This window comes from Cyclobacterium qasimii M12-11B, assembly GCF_000427295.1.
GTDB classification, from domain to species: Bacteria; Bacteroidota; Bacteroidia; order Cytophagales; family Cyclobacteriaceae; genus Cyclobacterium; species Cyclobacterium qasimii.
In genome coordinates, this window is record NZ_ATNM01000193.1 from 1 (window position 1) to 20,670 (window position 20,670).

Genomic DNA, 20,670 nt, shown 5'->3' on the forward strand with positions numbered 1-20,670 from the left:
AAATCCCAATACATAATCAGGATTAACAACAATTACCACGGGCAAAAGAACCTGAAAACAACAACCATTGGTCAAACCTACGAGGCATATCCAAACCTTAGTTTGGAACCCCAATCTCAAAACATCCCTAATCTCCATATGTTCACAACATTTCCCTATGGAAGAGGGAAATCCCAATGCATAATCAGGATCAAATATACAATTACCGCAGGTACTGAAGGGCCTGAACACAATAATAACCATTGGTCAAACCTACGAGGCATATCCAAATCTTAGTTTGGAACCCCCAATCTCAAAACATCCTAATCTTCATATGATCGCAACACTTCCCTATGAAAGTAGGGAAATCCCCAATGCATAATCAGGATCAAATATACAATTACCGAAGGCCTAAAGGATCTGAGCAACACCAACCATTGGTTAAACCTACGGCTTATATCCAAACCTAAGTTTCCGAACCCTAATCTCAAAACATCCTAATCTCCATATGTTCACAACATTTCCCTATGGAAGAAGGGAAATCCCAGTGCATAATCAGGATCAAAATACAATTGCCACAGGCCTAAAGGGCCTGAACAATAATAACCATGGGTTTACCCATGGCAGGCATCAAACCTTAATCTCCCAACCCCGGATGGGGTTGAACGATACCTTCAATTATGCAGTAAAATTGAAGAGATTTTAAATAGAATACACCTTCACAGAACACCCGCTATATTTTTTTAGCCTTTCTTAAATTATTTTTATCTGCCCCATTATGAAGGTATCATAAACATAATCAGTCTTTTATTGGGTATTTCACAACCCCTTTTTCTTGAAGATTGTAGTCGATTAAAAAATATTTTACTCCCCCATAGAGGGATCGTTGCAATACCTGCGTCTAAAGGGAAAACGAAAACAACAATTTTATGAAAAAGATATTGATAATGATTGCCATGGTTGCTGTAACTTCTTTGACTTATGCCCAAGGACAAAGAGGTCAGAGACCTGAACCTCCTACTACAGCAGAAATAATTAAAACAGCTACCAAGGAATTGGGATTGTCTGAGGAGCAAGCGACTGAATGGACAACCATCCATGAAAAATATGCTGATGAGATGAAAGATCGGTCTACAGCTAAAGACGCAAGAGAAAAGATGGATGCTGAATTGCAGGCAACTTTGACCGAAAATCAATTGGAAACATACATTGAAAGCAAGAAAAACGTGAAAGTAGCAGGCCAGCAAGGAAACCAAGAAATTGATTAATACTATTTAAGGAGAGTTGAAAGAGAGAGTTTGGATTCAAGCTTTCTTTTCAATTCCTTAAAATTTTTTAGAATTAATTCCCAAACATTACCATTATGAAAAAAACAACAAAAATTCACTTCTAAGGTATTCCAAATACCTGTACGTATTATTTTTATTTTCACAATAGTGTCCTGCGTCGATGAGGTAGAAGATATAATAGAAGAAGAAGACGATGAAGAGCAGGTAATCTTTGATGATACTGATTTTGAGGCCACTGATTGGACAGAGGCTACTCATAGCAACGATGCTGATCCTGATTTCGATGTCGTTTTTGAAGACCTGGCAGTAAAAAGATTTGATATTGTGATCACGGAAGACCGTTGGCAGACAATGCTTGACGATATGACTGACTTGTATGGCAGCTTCGGTGCTAGCGGTGGCGGAGGCGGCGGTGGTCCAGGTGGTGGATTTGGAGGCGGAGGCGGAGGAGGAGTGAGTAACTTTTCCGATGAGGATCCTGTATTTGTACCTGCGGAGGTATTTTACGAAGACAAAGAATGGTACAGAGTAGGTGTTCGCTTTAAAGGAAACTCAAGTTTACAAAGTAGCTGGCAATCAGGTATTTTAAAGTTGTCATTTAAACTTGATTTTGATGAATTTGAGGACGATTACCCACAAATAAAAACCAAAGGTTTTATGGTTTTAAGAAGTTAAGCCTCAAAAACAATTACAATGACAAGTCCATGTTGAGAGAAAAAGTAGCCACTGAAATTTTCAGAGATGCTGGCTTGGCTGCTTCACATACCGCTTTTTATACCGTGTATGTAGATCATGGAGATGGACCAGTCTATTTTGGATTGTACACATTGGTTGAAGAAGTAGACGATACCGTATTGGATACCCAATTTTCTGATGATGATGGGAACCTGTACAAACCAGATGGTGATGCTGCCAGCTTTGCTGCAGGAACTTATGATGAGGATGAATATGTGAAGAAAAACAACGAGGATGAAGCTGATTTCTCTGATGTAGAAAGCCTCCTTGCCATATTGCATGATGGATCAAGAACAAGTGATCCAGCGACCTGGAGATCAAACCTTGAAGAAATCTTAGATACGGATGTATTTTTGAAATACCTGGCTGTAAATACCATCATTCAAAACTGGGACACTTATGGTAGAATGACACACAACTACTTCTTGTACAACAATCCAGATACAGATAAATTGACCTGGATTCCCTGGGACAATAATGAAGCCTTACAAACTGGAAATCAGCAAGGTAGTCTGCCTTTAAATTTCTCAGGATTAAGTTCATCCAGCTGGCCTTTGATAGGGTATTTATACGCAGATGAGGTATACAAAGCAAAATATGACGCTTATGTTGCGGAAGTGATCTCAGGTCCTTTTAGCACAAGTATCGTCCAGGCAAAATACAGTGCTTATTCAGCCCTGGTAGAGCCTTATGCGACAACAGAATTAAATGGCTACACCTTTTTAAATAATGGCGGAGACTTTCAAAGTGCAGTCAATACCTTGATGTCACATGCCACATCGAGAGCCAATGCTGTTAGCAGTTACCTCAACAACTAAATACCATTTATAATATAGTTTGACTAGGTTTTTAAAAACCTACCAGAAAAAATTAAGTTTGGGTTGTTTGTTTGCACCAGTGCTGGGAGATTGTTTTTCTTATGGAAAAACTTCTTCAAGCGCTGGTGTTTTTTTGTGGTTTTTAACCTAAAAACATAATTTGGTTTCCTACCTGGTGTTTTCCAGCTTGTAAAGAGGGCATAATAATTAACTTTGCTACTTCTAAATTAAGAGCATGTAAAATTAGATCTCCCCTTTTTAATTCACCAAATAAACAACAATAGAAATTAATGGAAGTCATCGTTTTACAAACAATAATAAAGGCTCCGATTGAAAGGTGCTTTGATTTGTCAAGGAGTATTGACCTGCATAAGGTATCCACAGCACATACCAAGGAAGAGGCGATTGATGGTGTTATAACAGGCTTAATCAATCTGGACGAGTATGTAACCTGGAAAGCAGTGCATTTTGGAATAAGCCAAAAGCTTACGACCAAAATCACTGAATTCCATAGCCCATCCTATTTTATGGATGAGATGGTCCACGGTTCTTTCAAAAGTTTTAAACATTACCACTATTTTGAGGCAACCGAAAATGGTACTGTTATGACCGATCGTTTTGAATTTATAGCGCCAATGGGAATTATTGGTAGATGGGCCAATGCTATTTTTCTAAAGAAATACATGAAAGAATTTTTGATCAAAAGAAATGAAACGATTAGAGAATTTGCTGAATCCGATAAATGGAAGTTGGTTTTAGGATAACCTGTTATCAAAAATCAGCCCAGCCCATACTCTAAACCCAATCATCCCCCTTTCGAATCCTTCAACACTTTCTTGACCAATGGGCCTAAACTTAATCCCTGTACGATAATGGAGAAGACGACGATCACGTAGGTGATGGTAAGGAAAAGCTCACGATTCATCTGTGGGGCTAGGGACAATGCCAAAGCAATGGAAATGCCTCCTCTGATTCCTCCCCAGGTCATGATCATGTTTGTTTTGGGGATAAAGTCCAGTTTATTTTTAAAGATGGCTATAGGCCCGGAAAGGGCGATGTATCTGGCCAATAACGCAATTGGGATGGCCATTATGCCAAATATAAGGTATTGTACATTCATTGAAATAACCAGCAATTCAAGTCCAATCAGGACAAAGAGGACGGCATTGAGTAGGACATCGATTAACTCCCAGAATTTTTCCACATAGGTATGTGTGTTGGTGGACCAGGCTATTGTTGGGGCTTTGTTGCCCAGAAAAATTCCAGCCACCACGACGGCAAGCGGTCCGGAGACGTGTAGGTAATGGGCCAAAGCGGAAATCCCCATGACAAGTGCCAGGGTAATGATCACCTCGGTTTCATAGTTGTCAATGACCTTCATCAAACGGAACGCTCCCCAACCACCTAGTAAACCTAGTACTAAGCCTCCAGCTACTTCCGTAATGAATAACAAGGTTACATCAGCAAAACTCATGGCATCTATTCCTTGTTCAGCAATTTTGAAAAGGACAATGAAAACCACCACACCTACGCCATCATTAAAAAGAGACTCACCCACAATTTTGGTTTCCAGCCTTTTAGGAGCGTTGGCATCTTTCAAAATGCCTAATACGGCAATGGGATCGGTAGGGGATATAAGTGCTCCGAAAAGCAAACAATAGACATAATCGATCGGGTAATTAAAAGCAAGGAATAAATAATACATCATGCTTCCTATCAGGAAAGTGGAAACTACAATGCCCATGGTGGCAAACATTGCAATTGGTCCTTTTTGCTTCTTAAGTGCATCAAGTTTGGTATGTAAAGCCCCTGCAAAGAGCAGGAAACTTAGCATTATATCTAGCAATGCCGTTTCAAAATCTACCGACTGGATCAGCAGCTTGGCTTCATCCATGATATAATGGTTATAACTACCCAAAATGGTGATTCCAATCGTGAAGACATTGGCAATGATCATCAATCCAATGGTAAAGGGAAGTTTCAGAAACTTAGTATTGATAAAGGAAAAGACGGCCGATAGGATTATAAGGATGGTTATAATATTGAAGATGCTCATGGTATGCTATAGGGAGTAGGCGTAAAGTGTAGTAAAAGAAATTGAGGAATTCATCAAATCTGAATCCACTTAACCAGGCTAAATGAAAGGACAATTGCAATATTCACCAATTTAAACTAAACGCCAAATCAGACTTCTCTAATAGCGCTTCCTTGTGGTCAATCGAATGGTTTATAATTTATTACTTTTAAATTGAAAATTTGTAGTTTGTTGCAACAATGCAATAGGTAAAACCATGAAAAAAAATATCTTTAGAAAGTACCTTTGTGTTTGATATAAACGACTTTAAGGGAGAGGTTTATGATGAAAGGGGAGAAATATATAAATTATTCTTCCGCTAAATAACCTTCAATTCTTAACTAATGAGCATTATTTTATCACTATTAATGGCTAAATGTTTAGGATGGCATTAGTATCCTTATTTATCTTCTAATTCTACAGCAGAGCCACCTTCCATCCAATTCGGGAAAACCTCTCCTAATCCTTCGACCATAAACTGAACGGCAATTGCAGCAACTATTAAACCAAATAAACGAGTAAACCCTACAAAAATGATGTCATCCACCTTGTTTTCCACTTTATAAGAAAAACTGAAAACAAGAAAAGTAAAAATAACTGAGCAATAAAACACCGGATAGTCCTAAATAAGTAGTCGAACCGCTTGCTCGGAAACTGTATAATAATACTGTAGTTATTGATCCGGGCCCGGCCAACATCGGAATGACAAGCGGAACCATTACTTTTTCAAACCTAAGCTTGGCCAACCCAAAATTGGTATCTGCCTCTTCTTTTAACTCTTCTAGTTTGGTAGCAGATCCATTTATCATAGACAATGCTGTGAACATCAAAAGGAACCCACCGGCAATCTTAAAAACTTCTATATCGATATTAAAAAACCAAAATATATTCTCCTAAAATTAAAATAAAAGTAAGGTCAAGAAGGAAGTACCGGTAACCATAAGGGCGATTTTTCTTCTTACCTTTGGTGTGGCGTCTCCGGTCATTTCATACCAAATGGGTATAAGGCCAATGGGATTTACCATGGCCAACATTGCAGCTAAAAAGTTTAGATTCAGATTCCAATCCATATTAAATTGTATTAGGATTAAACATCAGAAATATTCAGCAGAATGTATGCCAGTTTTGAATTGGACAGTTAGATACCAAAATCTCCCATCGATAAAAAACGGGTGTTTGTATAGGCAAAAGTGGCAAACGTCTATTGCTCTTTAATATAATATCCTATAGTCCCACATTTGAAGTGTTAATCTAAAACACTTTAAAAAATGAAACTGTATCTCATCCTAGCAAGCTTCTTTTTCGCGCAATTCTCCTACGCCCAGGAAGTAGCCAATACACCAATAAAGGAAGTATGGTCTTTAGAAGATTGTATTAACTACGCACTGGAAAATAACATTACCGTTAAGGAGGCTATCCTTAATTCGGACATCGCAGCAGTCGATTATGACAGGGCCAAATCATCCAAATTGCCCAATTTATTTGGCAATGTCTCTCAAAGCTTTTCTAGCGGAAATACCATTGACCCTATTACCAGCGATTTCGTAACCGAGCAAATCAATAGTAATAATGTTGGGATCAATAGCTCCATTACCTTGTTTCAAGGCAATCAACTTAACAATCAGATTGCCCAAAATAAGTTGTTGATGGAACAAAGTTTCTTCCAAGGAGAAATTGAAAAGAACAACATCGCCTTGAACATTTTAGAAACCTATTTACAAGCCTTGTTCAGCAAAGAGAGCATTACAATGGCTGAAAATAATTTAGAGGCTTCGGAGAAGGAAGTATTAAGAGCAAAAGCCCGATTGGATGCTGGAACAATTGCATTAAGCGACTTGACGGAGGCCCAAAGTCAGGCAGCTACCAACAAATACAATGTGATTTCAGCTAAAAATACCTACGAACAATACATTATTGACCTTAAACAATTGTTAGAACTGTCCCCAATGGAGGACATGGACATTGAAACCATTGATGAAAACATGGATTTAATTAACCTTGAACTCAACAAGACAGCCATTTATTATAAGGCCCTGGAATTCATGCCAGAGATTGAAGTCAGTAACTTAAATATAGCAGTAAACGAGAAAGAACTAGAAATAGCCAAAGGCGCTTATTTGCCAACATTGGCCTTGTCTGGAAGCGTCGGTTCAGGGTACACAAGTATCAATTACAACTCATTTTCTGATCAGTACAATACCAATTTTAACCAAAGACTCGGCCTTACCTTATCCATTCCTATTTTCAATAGAAATCAGACCAAATCAGCAGTAAGAACGGCTTCAATAAATATTGAAAAAGCACAAATACAGAAACAAGGAACAGAGAAAGTGGTGTATAAAAAGGTAGAAACAGCCTACCAAAATGCGGTTTCGGCCCAAGAACAATTGTTTGCTGCAAAAGCCTCTCAGGAAGCTGCCGAACAATCGTATAGACTTGCTCAAAAGAAATACGAGCTGGAGGACTTAAGTACCACAGACCTGGTGATTAGCCAGAATACTTATACCAATGCCCAACAAAACTATTTGCAGGCAAAGTATTTAAATATTTTATACCATCAATTGTTACAATTTTATCAAGGAAACGACATCAAACTATAATTAATTTTAACATGAAAACTAAAAAGAATGTCATCATAGGCAGCATCGTAGTGGTAGTTCTTGCCTTTGCCACTTACAGTTTTGTAAAAGGTGACGATGCTGTGGTAATAGAAGCCAAAACAGTAACTGCAAAAAAAGCAAATGTTACTACTTTGGTAACTGCAACAGGTACCATTGAACCCATTACTCAGGTTGAAGTCGGTACCCAGGTGTCTGGTGTGGTCGAAAAAATATATGTGGATTATAACAGTGAGGTAAAAGAGGGGCAACTCATTGCAGAGTTGGATAAAACCAACCTTAAAGCATCACTTACGCAGACTCAGGCAGCTTATGACAATGCGGTAAGCCAAAGGGATTATTTGAAAACCATCTACGACAGACAAAAGACCTTATACGATAACAAGGTCATCAGTAAATCAGATTATGATGAAGCTTTTTACAATTACCAAACGGCCAAAGGAACGGTAACACAGCGTTTATCTGACCTTCAAGCAGCAAGAACCAACTTGGGATATGCCAATATATATTCTCCGATAGATGGGGTAGTATTGTCCAGAGACATTGATGAAGGACAAACTGTTGCGGCAAGTTACAGTACACCTACCTTATTTACAATTGCGCAGGATTTAAAAGAAATGCAGGTAGAAGCAGATGTTGATGAAGCGGATATTGGTCAGGTAAAAGAGGGGCAAAGAGTGGAGTTTACAGTGGATGCCTATATTGGTCAAACTTTTGAGGGAATAGTAACCCAAGTAAGGTTAGACCCCACGGTTACCTCCAATGTTGTGACCTATACTGTTGTTATCCGTGCTGATAATCCAGATTTAAAATTGAAACCCGGTCTAACAGCCACCATTTCTATTTTCACTTTAGAATTAAATGGTGTGCTAACAACCGAGGCCAAAGCCATCAACTTCATGCCTGACGATCAGATTCTTGAAAGCTATAATTTGCAAAACAATTTGCCAGTTAAGAACAGCCAGAACCCCGAGGACAAAAACATAGCCTGGGTATTGAATACCGATGGGGCAATTGTTCCGAAAGTCATTACGAAAGGGGCAAGTGATGGGGTAAATGTGCAAATATTAAATGGTATCAATGAGGGAGAGAAGCTTGTTTACAGTTTAAAAGAAGCAAGTAAATCTGAGGTAAAAGAAGAAAGCAGCGAAAGTCCATTTATGCCCCAACGACCAGGTGGTGACAGAAAAAATAAACAGTCATGAGCAAGGAAATTATAAAAATAGAAGATTTAAAGCGTTCATTTACCATGGGAACCGAAACGGTTCATGCTTTAAAAGGCATTTCCTTTTCCATAAAGAAAGGTGAATTTGTCACCATCATGGGCTCAAGTGGGTCTGGTAAAAGTACCTTATTGAATATATTGGGTTGTTTAGATCAACCAACAACTGGAACATATGAAATCGATGGGCTGCGGGTGAAGGACCTAAGCAAAAATCAATTGGCCACCATTAGAAATGAAAAGATTGGATTTATATTTCAATCTTACAACTTACTGCCCAGAACCACTGCGATCGAAAATGTCGAGTTACCGCTATTATACAACAGTAAGGTTTCTACTGAAGAGCGAAAATCCCGTGCCATTAAAGCCCTGGAAATGGTTGGATTAGGAGACAGGTTTCACCACACACCCTCTCAGCTTTCAGGTGGACAGCAACAGCGCGTCGCAATTGCCAGGTCCTTGGTAAATAACCCTGTGATGATTTTGGCTGATGAAGCTACCGGGAACCTGGATACCCGTACCTCCTATGAAATCATGTCCTTATTTCAAGAGTTAAACAAGAAGGGAATTACGATAACCTTTGTAACCCACGAACCAGATATAGCCGCATTTAGCAATAGAACGGTTGTATTGAAAGACGGAAATATTATCAAGGATTATATGAATGAAAATATTTTATCTGCTGATAGAGAATTGGCGAAATTACCTATAGAAGAGGACTAATTATGAGACTATTAAATCTATTGAAAATAGCTTTTAAAGCCATTGTTCTTAACAAAATGAGAACCTTGCTCACCATGTTAGGAATTATTATTGGGGTGGCTTCTGTCATCGCCATGCTCGCTATTGGGGAGGGGTCCAAGGAGAGTATTAGAAGTAATATATCCAGTATGGGTTCAAATATCATCACCATCCGACCTGGAGCAGATGTGCGAGGTGGTGTTAGGGGCAGTGCTAGCGAGATGCAAACGCTAACATTTAAAGATTACGAGGCCATCAAAGAACAATCCACCTTATTGAGCTATATATCGCCTATGGTCAATGGTGGCGGACAGGTCATCAATGGATCTAGTAACTGGCCATCTACTATTTACGGGGTTAATCCAGATTACTTGAAAATAAAAGTAGTGGATTTACAAAGTGGAAGCATGTTTACAGATGCTGAAGTTCAATCGGCTGCAAAAGTAGCTTTAATTGGCCAAACAGTTGTGGACAATGTATTTCCAGATGGTAAAGAACCGGTGGGTCAAATGATTCGCTTCAATAACATTCCATTTAAAGTCATTGGTGTTTTGGAAGAAAAAGGTGAAAACACCTTTGGACAAGACCAGGATGATGTGGTCATTGCGCCTTATACGACGGTACAAAAAAGGATCCTTGCCATAGACTATTTAAATCAGGTAATGGCATCTGCTGTAAGTGAAGAAGATGCGCCAGAGGCAGTTACCCAGGTGACAGAAATTTTGCGTACCCAACACAAACTTAGTGAAAGTGCGGAAGACAATTTTAGTGTTCGCTCTATGGAAGAACTTATTTCTACCTTTAGTTCTACCACTGAAATGTTAACCATATTATTGGTAGCTGTAGCAAGTATTTCCTTACTAATTGGTGGGATTGGGATTATGAACATCATGTATGTTTCTGTAAAAGAACGTACTCGAGAAATAGGGTTGCGCATGGCAGTGGGAGGGAAAGGCTCCGATATATTGATGCAATTTCTAATAGAGGCCATATTAATTAGCATTACTGGTGGGCTTTTAGGCGTAACCTTAGGTCTGGGAGCTACTGTTTTCATCGAAAAGTTCTTAAATTGGCCAACGAGTGTGGCGCTTTATTCAATTGTAATCTCTTTTGCAGTTTGTGCGGTAACAGGTATCTTTTTCGGATGGTATCCCGCTAGAAAAGCATCATCACTTGATCCTATTACGGCTTTACGTTACGAATAATCACATGTACCACAATAAAAAAATAACGGTCTTTTCACATTTACTGGTTTGGTTTGTGCTGTTTAGCATGCCCTATGTTTTGTCCTATGGACAAGATCAGGAAATAATGAGAGTGTTTGCCCATTTTTGGATTCCATTGGTTTTTTATGCAATTGTATTTTACCTAAACTATATCCTCCTGATAGATCGGTATTTATTTAGAAAAAATACAATTGCATTTGTTGGAATTAATATTGTTCTTATTTCATTCTTTTTACTGCTAAGAGAGGAATTGGAAAGCACTTTCTTCCAGGAGCTGGTTAGGAAAGTTCCAAAAAATAGTGAGGGAAGTGGACCACCTTTTCAAATGTTTATCTATGTTCAAATGCTCTCCTATATGGCGCCATTGCTGTTTGCCATTGCCATCAAAACCACACAACGATGGGTAAAAACAGAAGCAGAAAGTAAAGAAGCGGCTAATTTTAAGTTGAAATCAGAGTTACAGCACTTGCACTACCAGCTGCAGCCACATTTCTTCTTTAATTCGCTGAACAATATCTATTCATTGGTTGATATTTCTCCAGAACAAGCAAAATCCTCCATTCATAGCTTGAGTAAACTCATGCGGTATATGCTTTATGAAACCAATATGGAAAAGGTTACTTTATCAAAAGAAATTGATTTCATGAAAAAATATATCGATTTAATGAAGCTGAGGGTATCTGATAAGACATCAGTTAAATATAGTTTCCCTTCTGATAACACAGGCATTCAAATTGCTCCCTTGTTGTTTATTTCTTTGATTGAGAATGCTTTTAAACATGGGGTTTCTGCTAGCAAAGAAAGCCAGATAGACATTGCCATGAGCTGTGATGGTAAAACAGTTTTGTTTAACATTTCAAATGATAATTTCCCTAAAAAGGTGGCGGATAAAAGCGGTTCTGGAATAGGCCTTCAAAACCTCGAAAAGCGCTTGGCATTGTTGTATCCAGATAAATATACTTTCACCAATAAAGTAATCGACAACCGGTTTTTTGTAACTTTAGCTATAGAAACAGCCTAAGCCCATGAACAACTTGAAAATTTCCTGCGTGATAGTAGACGATGAACCCATGGCGCTAAATTTGGTGGAGAGTTATGTGGAAAAAACACCTTTTCTGGAACTAAAAAAGAAATGTAGCAGTGCCATAGAAGCCATGGAGTTTTTAAAATCCACACCTGTTGATTTACTTTTCCTGGACATACAAATGCCGGATTTGACAGGGATTGAGTTTTCTAAAATGCTACCTAAAGACACACGGGTAATTTTCACTACCGCTTTTGATGAATATGCGCTGGAAGGCTTTAAAGTAGAAGCCCTTGATTACCTGCTGAAACCTTTTGATTATGCTGAATTTTTAGCCGCCGCCAACAAAGCAAGCACTTGGTTTAACCTTGTTAAAGGAAAACAAGCGACTCCGGTAACAGAAGAAAAAGAGTTTCTGTTTGTAAAGTCTGAATACAAACAAGTACGGATAAAATTGGCTGATGTATTGTATTTTGAAGGGCTGAAGGACTATATTAAAATCTGGCTCAAAGACAATCCCAGGCCTATTTTAACCCTTATGAGTTTAAAATCCCTTGAAGATGAGTTGCCCAAAACACAATTCATGCGGGTTCATCGTTCATTTATTGTCTCCCTAAATAATATTAACGTTATTGAACGTAGCCAAATATTAATCAACGATCAGCGTATCACGGTATCTGACCAATACAAACCGAAATTTTTGGAATTTGTCAATGGTAATTCGTTTAATTAAGGATTGTAAAGAATACAGTATTGACCTAGAATACAAGACTTTATTTCCAGGTATTTCATTTTTTTATTATCTTAGTATTAGATGATTGAAAAATTTCCCTGGTTTTTGTATGGAGTTAAAACATAAAGACATCACAGAAAAAATTATCGGAGCTTCATTTGAGGTGCATAAATTTTTAGGTAATGGCTTTCAAGAGGTCATTTACCAGCGTGCATTGGCATGGGAAATGAGGCAAGCGAATCTGGAATTTGCCCGAGAAATAGAACAAGACATTTTTTACAAAGACTTACCCAGACCAATTGGTACCCGAAGAGCCGACTTTGTAGTGGAAGGAAAAGTACTGGTTGAACTTAAAGCCAAAATAATTCTAGAAGACGTTCATTTAGCCCAAGTGCTCAACTATTTAAAAGCCTATAAATTGAAAGTTGGCCTCCTAATTAACTTCGGAAGTAAAAGTCTCACATTTAAACGGTTGGTGTTGTAAATGATCGTTGAATCACGGAATAGACGTTTGAATCACGGATTAAAGGGATGAACCACGGATTAAACGGATTAAAGGATTTCACAGATTAAAAAAATCCGTGTAATCTGTGTAATCCCCTAAAAATCTGTGATTCCGACGTGAAAAAGTATATAAAGGTTGAACCACGGATTTCACCGATTAAAAATCCGTGAAATCCGTGTAATCAAATTAAATCCGTGATTCCAACGGTATATTAATCGACAACCCCCATCTCAAACAAAGAGGCGTCAATTCCTGGAATCAAATGAATGGCGTTTTTATAGTAGATTTTCTGCAGGACTGAATCGGGGAGGGCCAGGCCGTACATTTTCCAATGGGCGTGTCGTTTTCTGTAGTAATCGAAATACTCATCGTTGGTTTCCAGGATCCTGAAATAGGTGTAGTACTCTTCTTTTTTGTAACTGTCCTTTCCCATTAACACCCTGTCTTGGTAATCAATCAACCAAGCCCTAGCGGTAATGGGTTGTCTACCCAATTCGGCTATAACTGCTCCCAATTCCGTGTACATATTGGGCATTTCATCAAGCAAGGCACCAAGACGTGCCAGGTCATTGCCAAACCAACCCAGATGGGCAGAAATAAACTTAGTATTAGGATGTTTCTTAAAGACATTGTGCTGTTCGGCCATCACATCCTCAAAAGAAGGATTCTTTTCCGGGTCTTTGTACCTGCTGGGATACTGTTTGAGCTCCAGCCAACGCTCATTGTTTTTGTCTTTTGGCAACCAGAAAGCTGCCGGCTCGCCTGTATGTATCAAAACAGGGATACCCAACTCCCCACATTTGGCCCAGATAGGGTCCAGGCGAGGATCGTCCACTTTTAGTCTATTCCCTTCATCATCAGTATCAGTAAGGCCCAGACTTTTGTATACTTTTAGGCCTTTTACCCCCAATTTCACGGCATCCTCCATCATGGCAAGCGTTTCATTGGGCCAACCTTCATCATCAACTTTTTCAAAGTCGATGTTCATAAAAAGGGTGAATCGATTGCTGTACTTTTCATTGACATTGTCTAGCGACCATTCCAGGTACTTCCCTCTAAATCCACTTAAATTGACCATTACCGCCATGTTCAATTCATCCATCTCCTCTACCAAATCATCCAGATTTTGAACCGGCATGGTAAACTGGTGATTGTGAACATCAATAAAAGGGAATTTGGCCTTGGTTAGCAGGTGTTCCTGAACCTTAAGGGTAGAAATGGGTGCATATTCTTCTACATCCATTACGTTATTGCGGTATTGGATTTTACCTATTAACCAATAGGCAATACCCAAGAATAACAAAACAGATAGGGGTAACAACACCCATTTCTTTTTAGAGGATGCCATTGGTTATTGTAGTGCTACAGGTACAGTAAACACAGTTTCGTCCCATTTAAAATTAATTACTGCTCCTTGTCCTAAGGATTCAATGGCTATATTAAAGGTCTCTACAACAGTAGCTGTTTGCTCTACAGGAGCTTCAACTATGACAACATCTAATTCATGATCAGGTTCTGCTATGCCAAAGAAAATATTTGTTTCACTGTTTAATGTAACCTTGAAGGCATTGGCTCCGGGAACAGCATACATGCTGTAGCTTCCTGCTTTTACAGGTTTCCCACCAAAAGTAACGTCTTTATTAAAAGTGATTTCGGTAGCAGCATTGGCACCTAATCTCCAGTACTTACCATAAGGTTGAAGGGCATCATCCGCTTCCTCACCAAATATTAGTCTTCCCTTTTTTGAAGGTTGACTATAATCAACAGTGATTTCCAATCCACCTTCGCTGTAGGTGCTAGTAGTAGGAGGACTAGCAGGGGTAGCGATAAATAAACCATAAACCACCCAGATAACAAAGAGTAAAAATACCACTCCGACACCAATTAAAATATTCTTTTTCATGATTGCGTTTTTTAGATTTTAAATTTACGAAATATTTATTGTAAAAGCTTAAATGAAAGTTTAATGGGGAAGTTGCATTTAATCCATAGTTTCTATCTATTCCAATCTTACAAAGAATTTATAAATCCATAGGTAAAACTTTTTTCAATTAGATAATGCAATGATGTTGCATTAAAATTAATTTTATCCTACTTTTACCGATGTGAAAATAAACAAGCATATCGTATCCAAATACCTGGCAGCATATTTTACTGTGCTTCCTATCCTATTTGGGCTGCTTTCTTATGGCCACATACATTACACATTGAACGATAGGGAAGATGCAATAGAAATTGTATCATCTGTGGATTGTTCACTTTGTGATGTATATGAAAGCCAAACGGCTGTTATTTTTACTGCTTTATTTCAAGTAATTAAATTATCAAATCCTCCTTTTTATTCAGTCGATGCAATAAATTTAATAAGCATTTCTGGACATTTTAATTACCTCAGAGGGCCCCCTTCAATAATTTAGGTCAATAAAAATTGACCAGCATCCTTTCTCAACAAAGGCTCTTGCACCTCTTTTCAAAACTTCAATTAATTACAGTTTAGGCTTTATTCAGCTTTAAAACTGTGCCTTGTTGTATTCATCTAGGTAATCAATCTACAACTTCTTTATGGGTTTTAACCTATTTCTATGGATGGGTTATAAGGGTAATTGTTTGCCTACCTGTTACAGTGTTCATTGCCTATCTGCCCTATTGGTAATCACCCTTATAATATCTGAAATAGGCTATTTTCTTATGCACCTAAAGTAGAAAACCCAATGTCTTTAGGTATCATTCAGGAAAACCAGCACTTACTTCAAGACGAGTTATCCGATTAAACCATGGATTAACAGGGTTATTCCTTTTAGGCATAACCCTGCTGAAAATGAGTGATGGATATACCATTCTTTGGTTAAAATCAATATTGATAACCATTTAGACTTCGATGATTATTGGCCCCCATTATTTCAATAATACAAAAATATTAAACATGCCAAACCCTTCAAATCAATATAAAAAACTTCCAGTAACTGTACTTAGTGGCTTTCTAGGTGCAGGAAAGACCACCTTACTCAATTATATCCTAAACAATCGGGAAGGCTTAAAAGTAGCCGTCATCGTCAATGACATGAGTGAAGTGAACATTGACGAAAAGCTAATAGCAAATGGTGCTAAACTATCCCGAACAGAGGAAAAACTTGTAGAAATGAGCAATGGCTGTATTTGTTGTACACTGCGAGAAGACCTGATGATAGAGGTAGAAAAACTGGCAAAGATGAACAAGTTCGATTATTTGCTTATTGAAAGTACCGGTATTTCTGAACCCATTCCGGTAGCGCAAACATTTTCTTTTGCCAGTGGTGAAGAACTATTGGACCTTACTGCATTTAGTCGGTTGGATACCATGGTTACAGTGGTGGATGCCTACAATTTTTTTAAAGATTTTGGTAGTGCAGAAACCATTTATCAGCGAGAGATGACAGGTGATGATGAGGACACCAGATCTATTGTTAATCTCCTTACCGATCAGGTAGAATTTGCCAATGTGCTGGTCATTAATAAGACAGACCTCGTGGAAGAAAGTCAATTGGGCTTGTTGGAACATGCGCTGCATAAACTTAATCCATCAGCTAAGATTATCCGAACAACATTTGGAAAAATTCCGCCAAAAGAAATCCTGAATACGGGCCTCTTTGACTATGAATCTGCGGAACAGGCTGCAGGCTGGCAGGTGGAACTGGATCTTGCAAAAGAAGGAATTACTCATCAGCCTGAAACGGAAGAATATGGCATAGGCTCTTTTGTGTATAGAAAGGCCAGGCCCTTTCATCCCCAAAGATTTCTAGATTATATAGGACAGGATTTTCCTACCAGTATTATCCGCAGCAAAGGTATTTTTTGGATGAGTTCTCGTCCCGATCAAGCCATTTTGTGGAGTCAGGCAGGAGGCTCACTTAAAGCTGAAATATATGGCAGGTGGTGGGCTGCTCTCCCAACCTTAGAGAGAGAATCCAATCCAATGTATATAGAAAATCAAGCTTTTATAAAGGAAAAATGGGACAGTAAATGGGGAGATCGGCTGATTGAACTTGTCTTTATCGGACAGGAATTAGACATCAAACAAATTACCGCTGACCTGGACAATTGCCTGCTAACCGATTTGGAAATAGCCGAAATGAAGTCGGGTGTTCATAATACAGATAACTGGCCTATATGAGCCTACAAATAACCAAGACAAGGCTTTTACAATAGCTATGAATAATGCGGACATTAAGCAGGGAATAATTTTAACCACCTAACAAATTAATTTAAAACAGTATGAATAAAACCTTTATCATCAAGCTATTATACAGCTTATTGCTCTTCGCCCATTTGGCTCCCCCAGACCTTTTTGGTCAGGGGACACCCACTTCAATAAAAGTGATAGCGGCAAGTGACCAATTGCCTATTATTGGGGCCACCATTCAACTTACTGGACAGGAATCTCCTAAAGGATGGGTAACGGATGCTGCAGGTACTGCGGTCTTTCCATTATTAGAAAACTCAGAAGTCAACATCAATTATTTGGGCTTCATTGAAGTAAATAGAATTGTAAAACCGGGATCGAAAATCACCATATCCCTGGAAGAAGATCTACTTGGCTTAAATGAAGTGGTGGTGACAGGAGCTTTTGCCCCAACAACCATGAAGAATTCACTTTATCAGGTGAAAAAGTTTGATGCTGCTTTGATAGAAGCCAGAGGAGCAGTGAACCTTAGTGATGTACTGCAAACCCAGTTAAACCTCAAAACAATTCAGGATGACGTGTTAGGAACACGGATTGTAATGCAGGGAATTTCCGGCCCAAATGTTAAGATCCTGATAGACGGCATACCCCTTGTGAATGGATCCGGAGGTGAATTTGACCTTAGCCAGATCAATATGAACAATGTGGAAAGGGTCGAAATTGTGGAAGGCCCCCTTTCCGTGCAATATGGCACCAATGCACTTGCAGGTACCATTAACGTAATTACAAAAGATCCTACGGAAGAAACGCTGAACATAAACAGCAGTGTTTATTATGAAAGTGTTGGTCAATACAATGCAGACCTTAGCCTGGCCAGAGGTTGGAAAAATACTTCCATTAGTATGGGGGGATCAAGGAATCAATTCAATGGTTTCTCTTCAACAGAAGAGCGCAAAGAAAATTGGATTCCCAGAACCCAATACCTCGCAAACGTAAAGCTGAAAACCAAAGTTAAAAGGCTTAACCTGACAACAGCAGTGGACAAATTATGGCAAAATTCCACAAGTCATGGAAACGCCACCCGTGCCTTTAACAACAGAACCAATAAAATATCAGACATTGCCAATGATAATTATAACAATACCGAACGGCTGAATGCATCCTTGGTGCTGGAAGGAAAACTTTCTGATAAGGGTTATCTTAACCTGGTAAACGGAGTTTCTTTATTTGAACAATCCAGCAGAAAATACCTTCAGGATATTATTGACGATATTAAATGGTTGAGTTCAGATCCAGAAGACCATGATACCACCCGCTTTGATACATGGACTTTTAGGGGAACTTATGTTTATGGAGATACTGAAAACAAACAAGGAATTTACCTGACCACAGGTTATGAAGCTTCCCTAAATTATGCCACCGGAGGAAGGATAAGTGCCAATGCCAAAGGGAACGTCAATGAATATGGCTTGTTTTCTGCCTTAGAAATTCCATTGAGTCCAAAGTTTAAAATACAACCTTCATTTCGCTATACTTATAGCAATAGTTACGATACCCGGGAAATTGATTTTTTAAATGCCGGTCTTCCTTTACTTCCTTCCTTGAATGTAATGTACAAGAGTGGAGAAAATCTTGATTTTCGATTTTCTTATGGACAAGGATACCGGACACCCTCCGTTCGTGAATTGTATTATGAATTTATTGATGCCAATCATTATATCGTCGGAAACAAAGCACTAAAGCCTGAAGTAGGTAGCAATCTCAATGCCTCTGGAACCTTAAGAAAAGATTTTCTAGGTGCAAAGGCTGCATTTACCACTTCGCTGTTTTTTTCCAAAATAGACAATAAAATCGACCTTATTCAAATAGCAGATAGGGAAGACCTACCTGATGAAGTTCCCAAAACCGTCCCAGTGGCCAGGGTATATGAAAACATACCCAATTTCAAATCTTATGGCATTAACCTGACAGCAGAAATGGCCTGGTCCAATGGCTTTCGTTTGAATCCTGGCTTGGGATTGCTTGCTCGATCAGGTAGTGAGGCCGATGATCGATTTTACAATAGCATAGAAGCCAATGTAAATGCCAGCCACTACCTAAAAAACTGGGATACCAAAATAAATCTTTTCTACAAATACAATGGAGCAATATCTGAATTCTCCCGCAACCAGGATGGGAGTATAGGAGTGCTTACTTTGGACACTTACCACACCATGGACCTTAGCCTTTCAAAGCCCTTCTTAAACGGGCGGTTATTCACCACCATGGGAGCTAAAAACCTATTTGATGTTACCGACATCGGCCTGTCTGGAGAAGGATCCAAAGGGCTGGTTCTGCAAACGGGAAGAGAAGCCTTTTACCCCATAAGTTGGGGGCGTACAATATTCATTAAAATCAACTATTTAATTAATTAAAAATGAAGTTCTTACAATTATTTGCTTTGGCTATTATGACTAGCCTTTTATTTACCAATTGCGTGGAAGACGAACCTGAGTCTGATATTAAAACCATTGAATTGGGAGCAACCCTTACCGCATCTATGGGGTCCGATCTTTCTACACAGGTTTATGTCAATTTATCAGAAGCGCTGATAACTGATGTTCCTGTCAATACCTGGGAGCTGGCTTTTGAAAACAATGGAGAAGCCATAAGGACAAACTCTGCCAAAAAAGTTGCCGTAACCGTACCTTCCGAAGGATCATTTGATGAAGTTACTTCTGATCAAGGCTTGGTGTATGTTTATGATGCTGAGGATGGTGATTTATCAAAAACTGCTTTGGCTGGGTGGGAACTTAACGTGCCCTATATCTTAGATTTGGGTATAGACCAAAATGGCAACACTTTGGGTAAGAAGAAATTAATGATCACGGCGCATTCTTCAACAGGTATTTCTATTCAATATGCCAATTTAGATGGATCAGGTTTAATAACTGACACGGTTGTTTTTGATGGGGGAGATTTCACCTTTTATTCTTTAATATCTGAACAAACTGTGACCGTAGAGCCTGCCAATTGGGATTTTGTTCTTACCGGTGTATCTCTTCGAACCGGAGCTCCTTGTGCTGCTTTGGGTCCGGGAGCAGTACCGGGAATCAATTGTGATGTATATCGCTTGTCCACAACAGCAATGATTAACCATTACAATGGTGTGGAATTGGCTGTGGATGATCCTTTTGCTGATCTGGAGCAGAATGACGACCCAACTTCAGAAAAAAATCTAAAAACAATTGAAGACAGCAATTATGAGCTGCTCACGCTAAATGACTATTACTCCCTGGGAAGCTCAGATGCAGGAGATGCGATTGGAAGATCCTGGTTAAATATTTTAACGCCTCATAGTTCAGCTATCTACAAGGTCTATGATTTCATCACTTATTTGGTAAAAGATCAGGATGGAAATTACTATAAAGTACGCTTTCTCGCCTATAAAGGAGGTGACAACGCTGAAAATGGGAATCCAACATTTGAGTATGCCCGCTTAGAAGAATAAGACAAGTTTCAATTTGCCCTGGTAGCATTGCTACCGGGGCTTAACTTCACCCAACCA

The 20,670-nt window shown here is 38.9% G+C and carries 17 protein-coding genes and 2 pseudogenes; 15 read left to right on the plus strand and 4 right to left on the minus strand.

All coding sequences use genetic code 11. The features are described 5' to 3' along the window. From ADICYQ_RS29145 to ADICYQ_RS23595, 5 genes and pseudogenes are all read left to right on the plus strand, one after another. A partial coding sequence (locus ADICYQ_RS29145) for a hypothetical protein (RefSeq protein WP_040417986.1) occupies positions 1–276 on the plus strand: 276 nt, incomplete at its 5' end. A gap of 632 nt (positions 277–908) precedes the next feature. Then, a complete protein-coding gene (locus ADICYQ_RS23585) occupies positions 909–1,247 on the plus strand; it encodes a hypothetical protein (RefSeq protein ID WP_020891443.1) in 339 nt (112 codons plus the stop codon). Between the two features lie 168 nt (positions 1,248–1,415). After that, the gene (locus tag ADICYQ_RS27915; RefSeq protein ID WP_020891444.1) at positions 1,416–1,943 is read left to right on the plus strand and encodes a CotH family protein; all 528 of its coding nucleotides are present in this window, start codon (positions 1,416–1,418) and stop codon (positions 1,941–1,943) included. 20 nt (positions 1,944–1,963) lie between these two features. Further along, a pseudogene (locus ADICYQ_RS27920) lies at positions 1,964–2,821 on the plus strand (CotH kinase family protein); the annotation flags it as partial. Positions 2,822–3,111: 290 nt separating this feature from the next. Continuing rightward, positions 3,112–3,585 carry an SRPBCC family protein gene (locus tag ADICYQ_RS23595; protein WP_020891447.1) on the plus strand — a complete coding sequence of 158 codons (474 nt, stop codon included), beginning with the start codon at positions 3,112–3,114 and terminating at the stop codon, positions 3,583–3,585. A gap of 41 nt (positions 3,586–3,626) precedes the next feature. Here the strand turns inward: ADICYQ_RS23595 and ADICYQ_RS23600 are convergent, their stop codons facing one another. Then, on the minus strand, positions 3,627–4,877 hold the full coding sequence (locus ADICYQ_RS23600; protein WP_040417992.1) for a cation:proton antiporter: 1,251 nt from the start codon (positions 4,875–4,877) through the stop codon (positions 3,627–3,629). Between the two features lie 418 nt (positions 4,878–5,295). After that, positions 5,296–5,965 (minus strand): annotated as a pseudogene (locus ADICYQ_RS26940) (MarC family protein). Between the two features lie 198 nt (positions 5,966–6,163). Here ADICYQ_RS26940 and ADICYQ_RS23615 point away from each other — a divergent pair. The 7 genes from ADICYQ_RS23615 (at position 6,164) to ADICYQ_RS23645 (ending at position 12,943) form a co-directional block, all read left to right on the plus strand. Further along, positions 6,164–7,495, plus strand: a complete 1,332-nt coding sequence (locus ADICYQ_RS23615) for a TolC family protein (protein WP_020891453.1) — start codon at positions 6,164–6,166, stop codon at positions 7,493–7,495. A gap of 11 nt (positions 7,496–7,506) precedes the next feature. Then, a complete protein-coding gene (locus tag ADICYQ_RS23620) occupies positions 7,507–8,718 on the plus strand; it encodes an efflux RND transporter periplasmic adaptor subunit (protein WP_020891454.1) in 1,212 nt (403 codons plus the stop codon). After that, positions 8,715–9,458: an ABC transporter ATP-binding protein gene (locus ADICYQ_RS23625; protein WP_020891455.1), complete on the plus strand. Its 744-nt coding sequence runs from the start codon at positions 8,715–8,717 to the stop codon at positions 9,456–9,458. Before ADICYQ_RS23620 ends, ADICYQ_RS23625 begins: the two co-directional genes overlap by 4 nt. A 2-nt stretch (positions 9,459–9,460) precedes the next feature. Continuing rightward, complete coding sequence (locus tag ADICYQ_RS23630) at positions 9,461–10,681, plus strand: ABC transporter permease (RefSeq protein WP_040417998.1); 1,221 nt, start codon at positions 9,461–9,463, stop codon at positions 10,679–10,681. A gap of 4 nt (positions 10,682–10,685) precedes the next feature. Then, complete coding sequence (locus ADICYQ_RS23635; protein WP_020891457.1) at positions 10,686–11,723, plus strand: sensor histidine kinase; 1,038 nt, start codon at positions 10,686–10,688, stop codon at positions 11,721–11,723. Positions 11,724–11,727: 4 nt separating this feature from the next. After that, a complete protein-coding gene (locus ADICYQ_RS23640) occupies positions 11,728–12,459 on the plus strand; it encodes a LytR/AlgR family response regulator transcription factor (RefSeq protein WP_200861924.1) in 732 nt (243 codons plus the stop codon). 109 nt (positions 12,460–12,568) lie between these two features. Next, positions 12,569–12,943: a GxxExxY protein gene (locus tag ADICYQ_RS23645; protein WP_020891459.1), complete on the plus strand. Its 375-nt coding sequence runs from the start codon at positions 12,569–12,571 to the stop codon at positions 12,941–12,943. Positions 12,944–13,175: 232 nt separating this feature from the next. Here ADICYQ_RS23645 and ADICYQ_RS23650 read toward each other — a convergent pair whose 3' ends face one another. Together ADICYQ_RS23650 and ADICYQ_RS23655 are read right to left on the minus strand one after the other, a co-directional pair. Further along, positions 13,176–14,312: an amidohydrolase family protein gene (locus ADICYQ_RS23650; protein WP_020891460.1), complete on the minus strand. Its 1,137-nt coding sequence runs from the start codon at positions 14,310–14,312 to the stop codon at positions 13,176–13,178. 3 nt (positions 14,313–14,315) lie between these two features. Next, positions 14,316–14,867 (minus strand): DUF2911 domain-containing protein, encoded by a 552-nt coding sequence (locus ADICYQ_RS23655; protein ID WP_020891461.1) that lies wholly within the window; start codon positions 14,865–14,867, stop codon positions 14,316–14,318. A 1,020-nt stretch (positions 14,868–15,887) separates the two neighbouring features. Between ADICYQ_RS23655 and ADICYQ_RS23665 the strand changes: the two genes are divergently transcribed. From ADICYQ_RS23665 to ADICYQ_RS23675, 3 genes are all read left to right on the plus strand, one after another. Next, complete coding sequence (locus ADICYQ_RS23665; RefSeq protein ID WP_040418029.1) at positions 15,888–17,114, plus strand: GTP-binding protein; 1,227 nt, start codon at positions 15,888–15,890, stop codon at positions 17,112–17,114. 101 nt (positions 17,115–17,215) lie between these two features. After that, the gene (locus ADICYQ_RS23670) at positions 17,216–19,537 is read left to right on the plus strand and encodes a TonB-dependent receptor (protein ID WP_020891465.1); all 2,322 of its coding nucleotides are present in this window, start codon (positions 17,216–17,218) and stop codon (positions 19,535–19,537) included. 2 nt (positions 19,538–19,539) lie between these two features. Beyond that, positions 19,540–20,613, plus strand: a complete 1,074-nt coding sequence (locus ADICYQ_RS23675; RefSeq protein WP_040418000.1) for an HmuY family protein — start codon at positions 19,540–19,542, stop codon at positions 20,611–20,613. The last annotated feature ends 57 nt before the right edge of the window (positions 20,614–20,670 follow it).

Excerpts from the sequence above, each read along its gene's own strand:
- ADICYQ_RS23650 (WP_020891460.1), bottom strand. The coding sequence starts at position 14,312 with ATGGCATCCTCTAAAAAGAAATGGGTGTTGTTACCCCTATCTGTTTTG.
- ADICYQ_RS23600 (WP_040417992.1), bottom strand. The coding sequence starts at position 4,877 with ATGAGCATCTTCAATATTATAACCATCCTTATAATCCTATCGGCCGTC.
- ADICYQ_RS23625 (WP_020891455.1), top strand. The coding sequence starts at position 8,715 with ATGAGCAAGGAAATTATAAAAATAGAAGATTTAAAGCGTTCATTTACC.
- ADICYQ_RS23635 (WP_020891457.1), top strand. The coding sequence starts at position 10,686 with ATGTACCACAATAAAAAAATAACGGTCTTTTCACATTTACTGGTTTGG.
- ADICYQ_RS23585 (WP_020891443.1), top strand. The coding sequence starts at position 909 with ATGAAAAAGATATTGATAATGATTGCCATGGTTGCTGTAACTTCTTTG.
- ADICYQ_RS23675 (WP_040418000.1), top strand. The coding sequence starts at position 19,540 with ATGAAGTTCTTACAATTATTTGCTTTGGCTATTATGACTAGCCTTTTA.
- ADICYQ_RS23670 (WP_020891465.1), top strand. The coding sequence starts at position 17,216 with ATGAATAAAACCTTTATCATCAAGCTATTATACAGCTTATTGCTCTTC.
- ADICYQ_RS23595 (WP_020891447.1), top strand. The coding sequence starts at position 3,112 with ATGGAAGTCATCGTTTTACAAACAATAATAAAGGCTCCGATTGAAAGG.
- ADICYQ_RS23645 (WP_020891459.1), top strand. The coding sequence starts at position 12,569 with ATGGAGTTAAAACATAAAGACATCACAGAAAAAATTATCGGAGCTTCA.
- ADICYQ_RS23620 (WP_020891454.1), top strand. The coding sequence starts at position 7,507 with ATGAAAACTAAAAAGAATGTCATCATAGGCAGCATCGTAGTGGTAGTT.
- ADICYQ_RS23630 (WP_040417998.1), top strand. The coding sequence starts at position 9,461 with ATGAGACTATTAAATCTATTGAAAATAGCTTTTAAAGCCATTGTTCTT.
- ADICYQ_RS23665 (WP_040418029.1), top strand. The coding sequence starts at position 15,888 with ATGCCAAACCCTTCAAATCAATATAAAAAACTTCCAGTAACTGTACTT.
- ADICYQ_RS23615 (WP_020891453.1), top strand. The coding sequence starts at position 6,164 with ATGAAACTGTATCTCATCCTAGCAAGCTTCTTTTTCGCGCAATTCTCC.
- ADICYQ_RS23655 (WP_020891461.1), bottom strand. The coding sequence starts at position 14,867 with ATGAAAAAGAATATTTTAATTGGTGTCGGAGTGGTATTTTTACTCTTT.
- ADICYQ_RS23640 (WP_200861924.1), top strand. The coding sequence starts at position 11,728 with ATGAACAACTTGAAAATTTCCTGCGTGATAGTAGACGATGAACCCATG.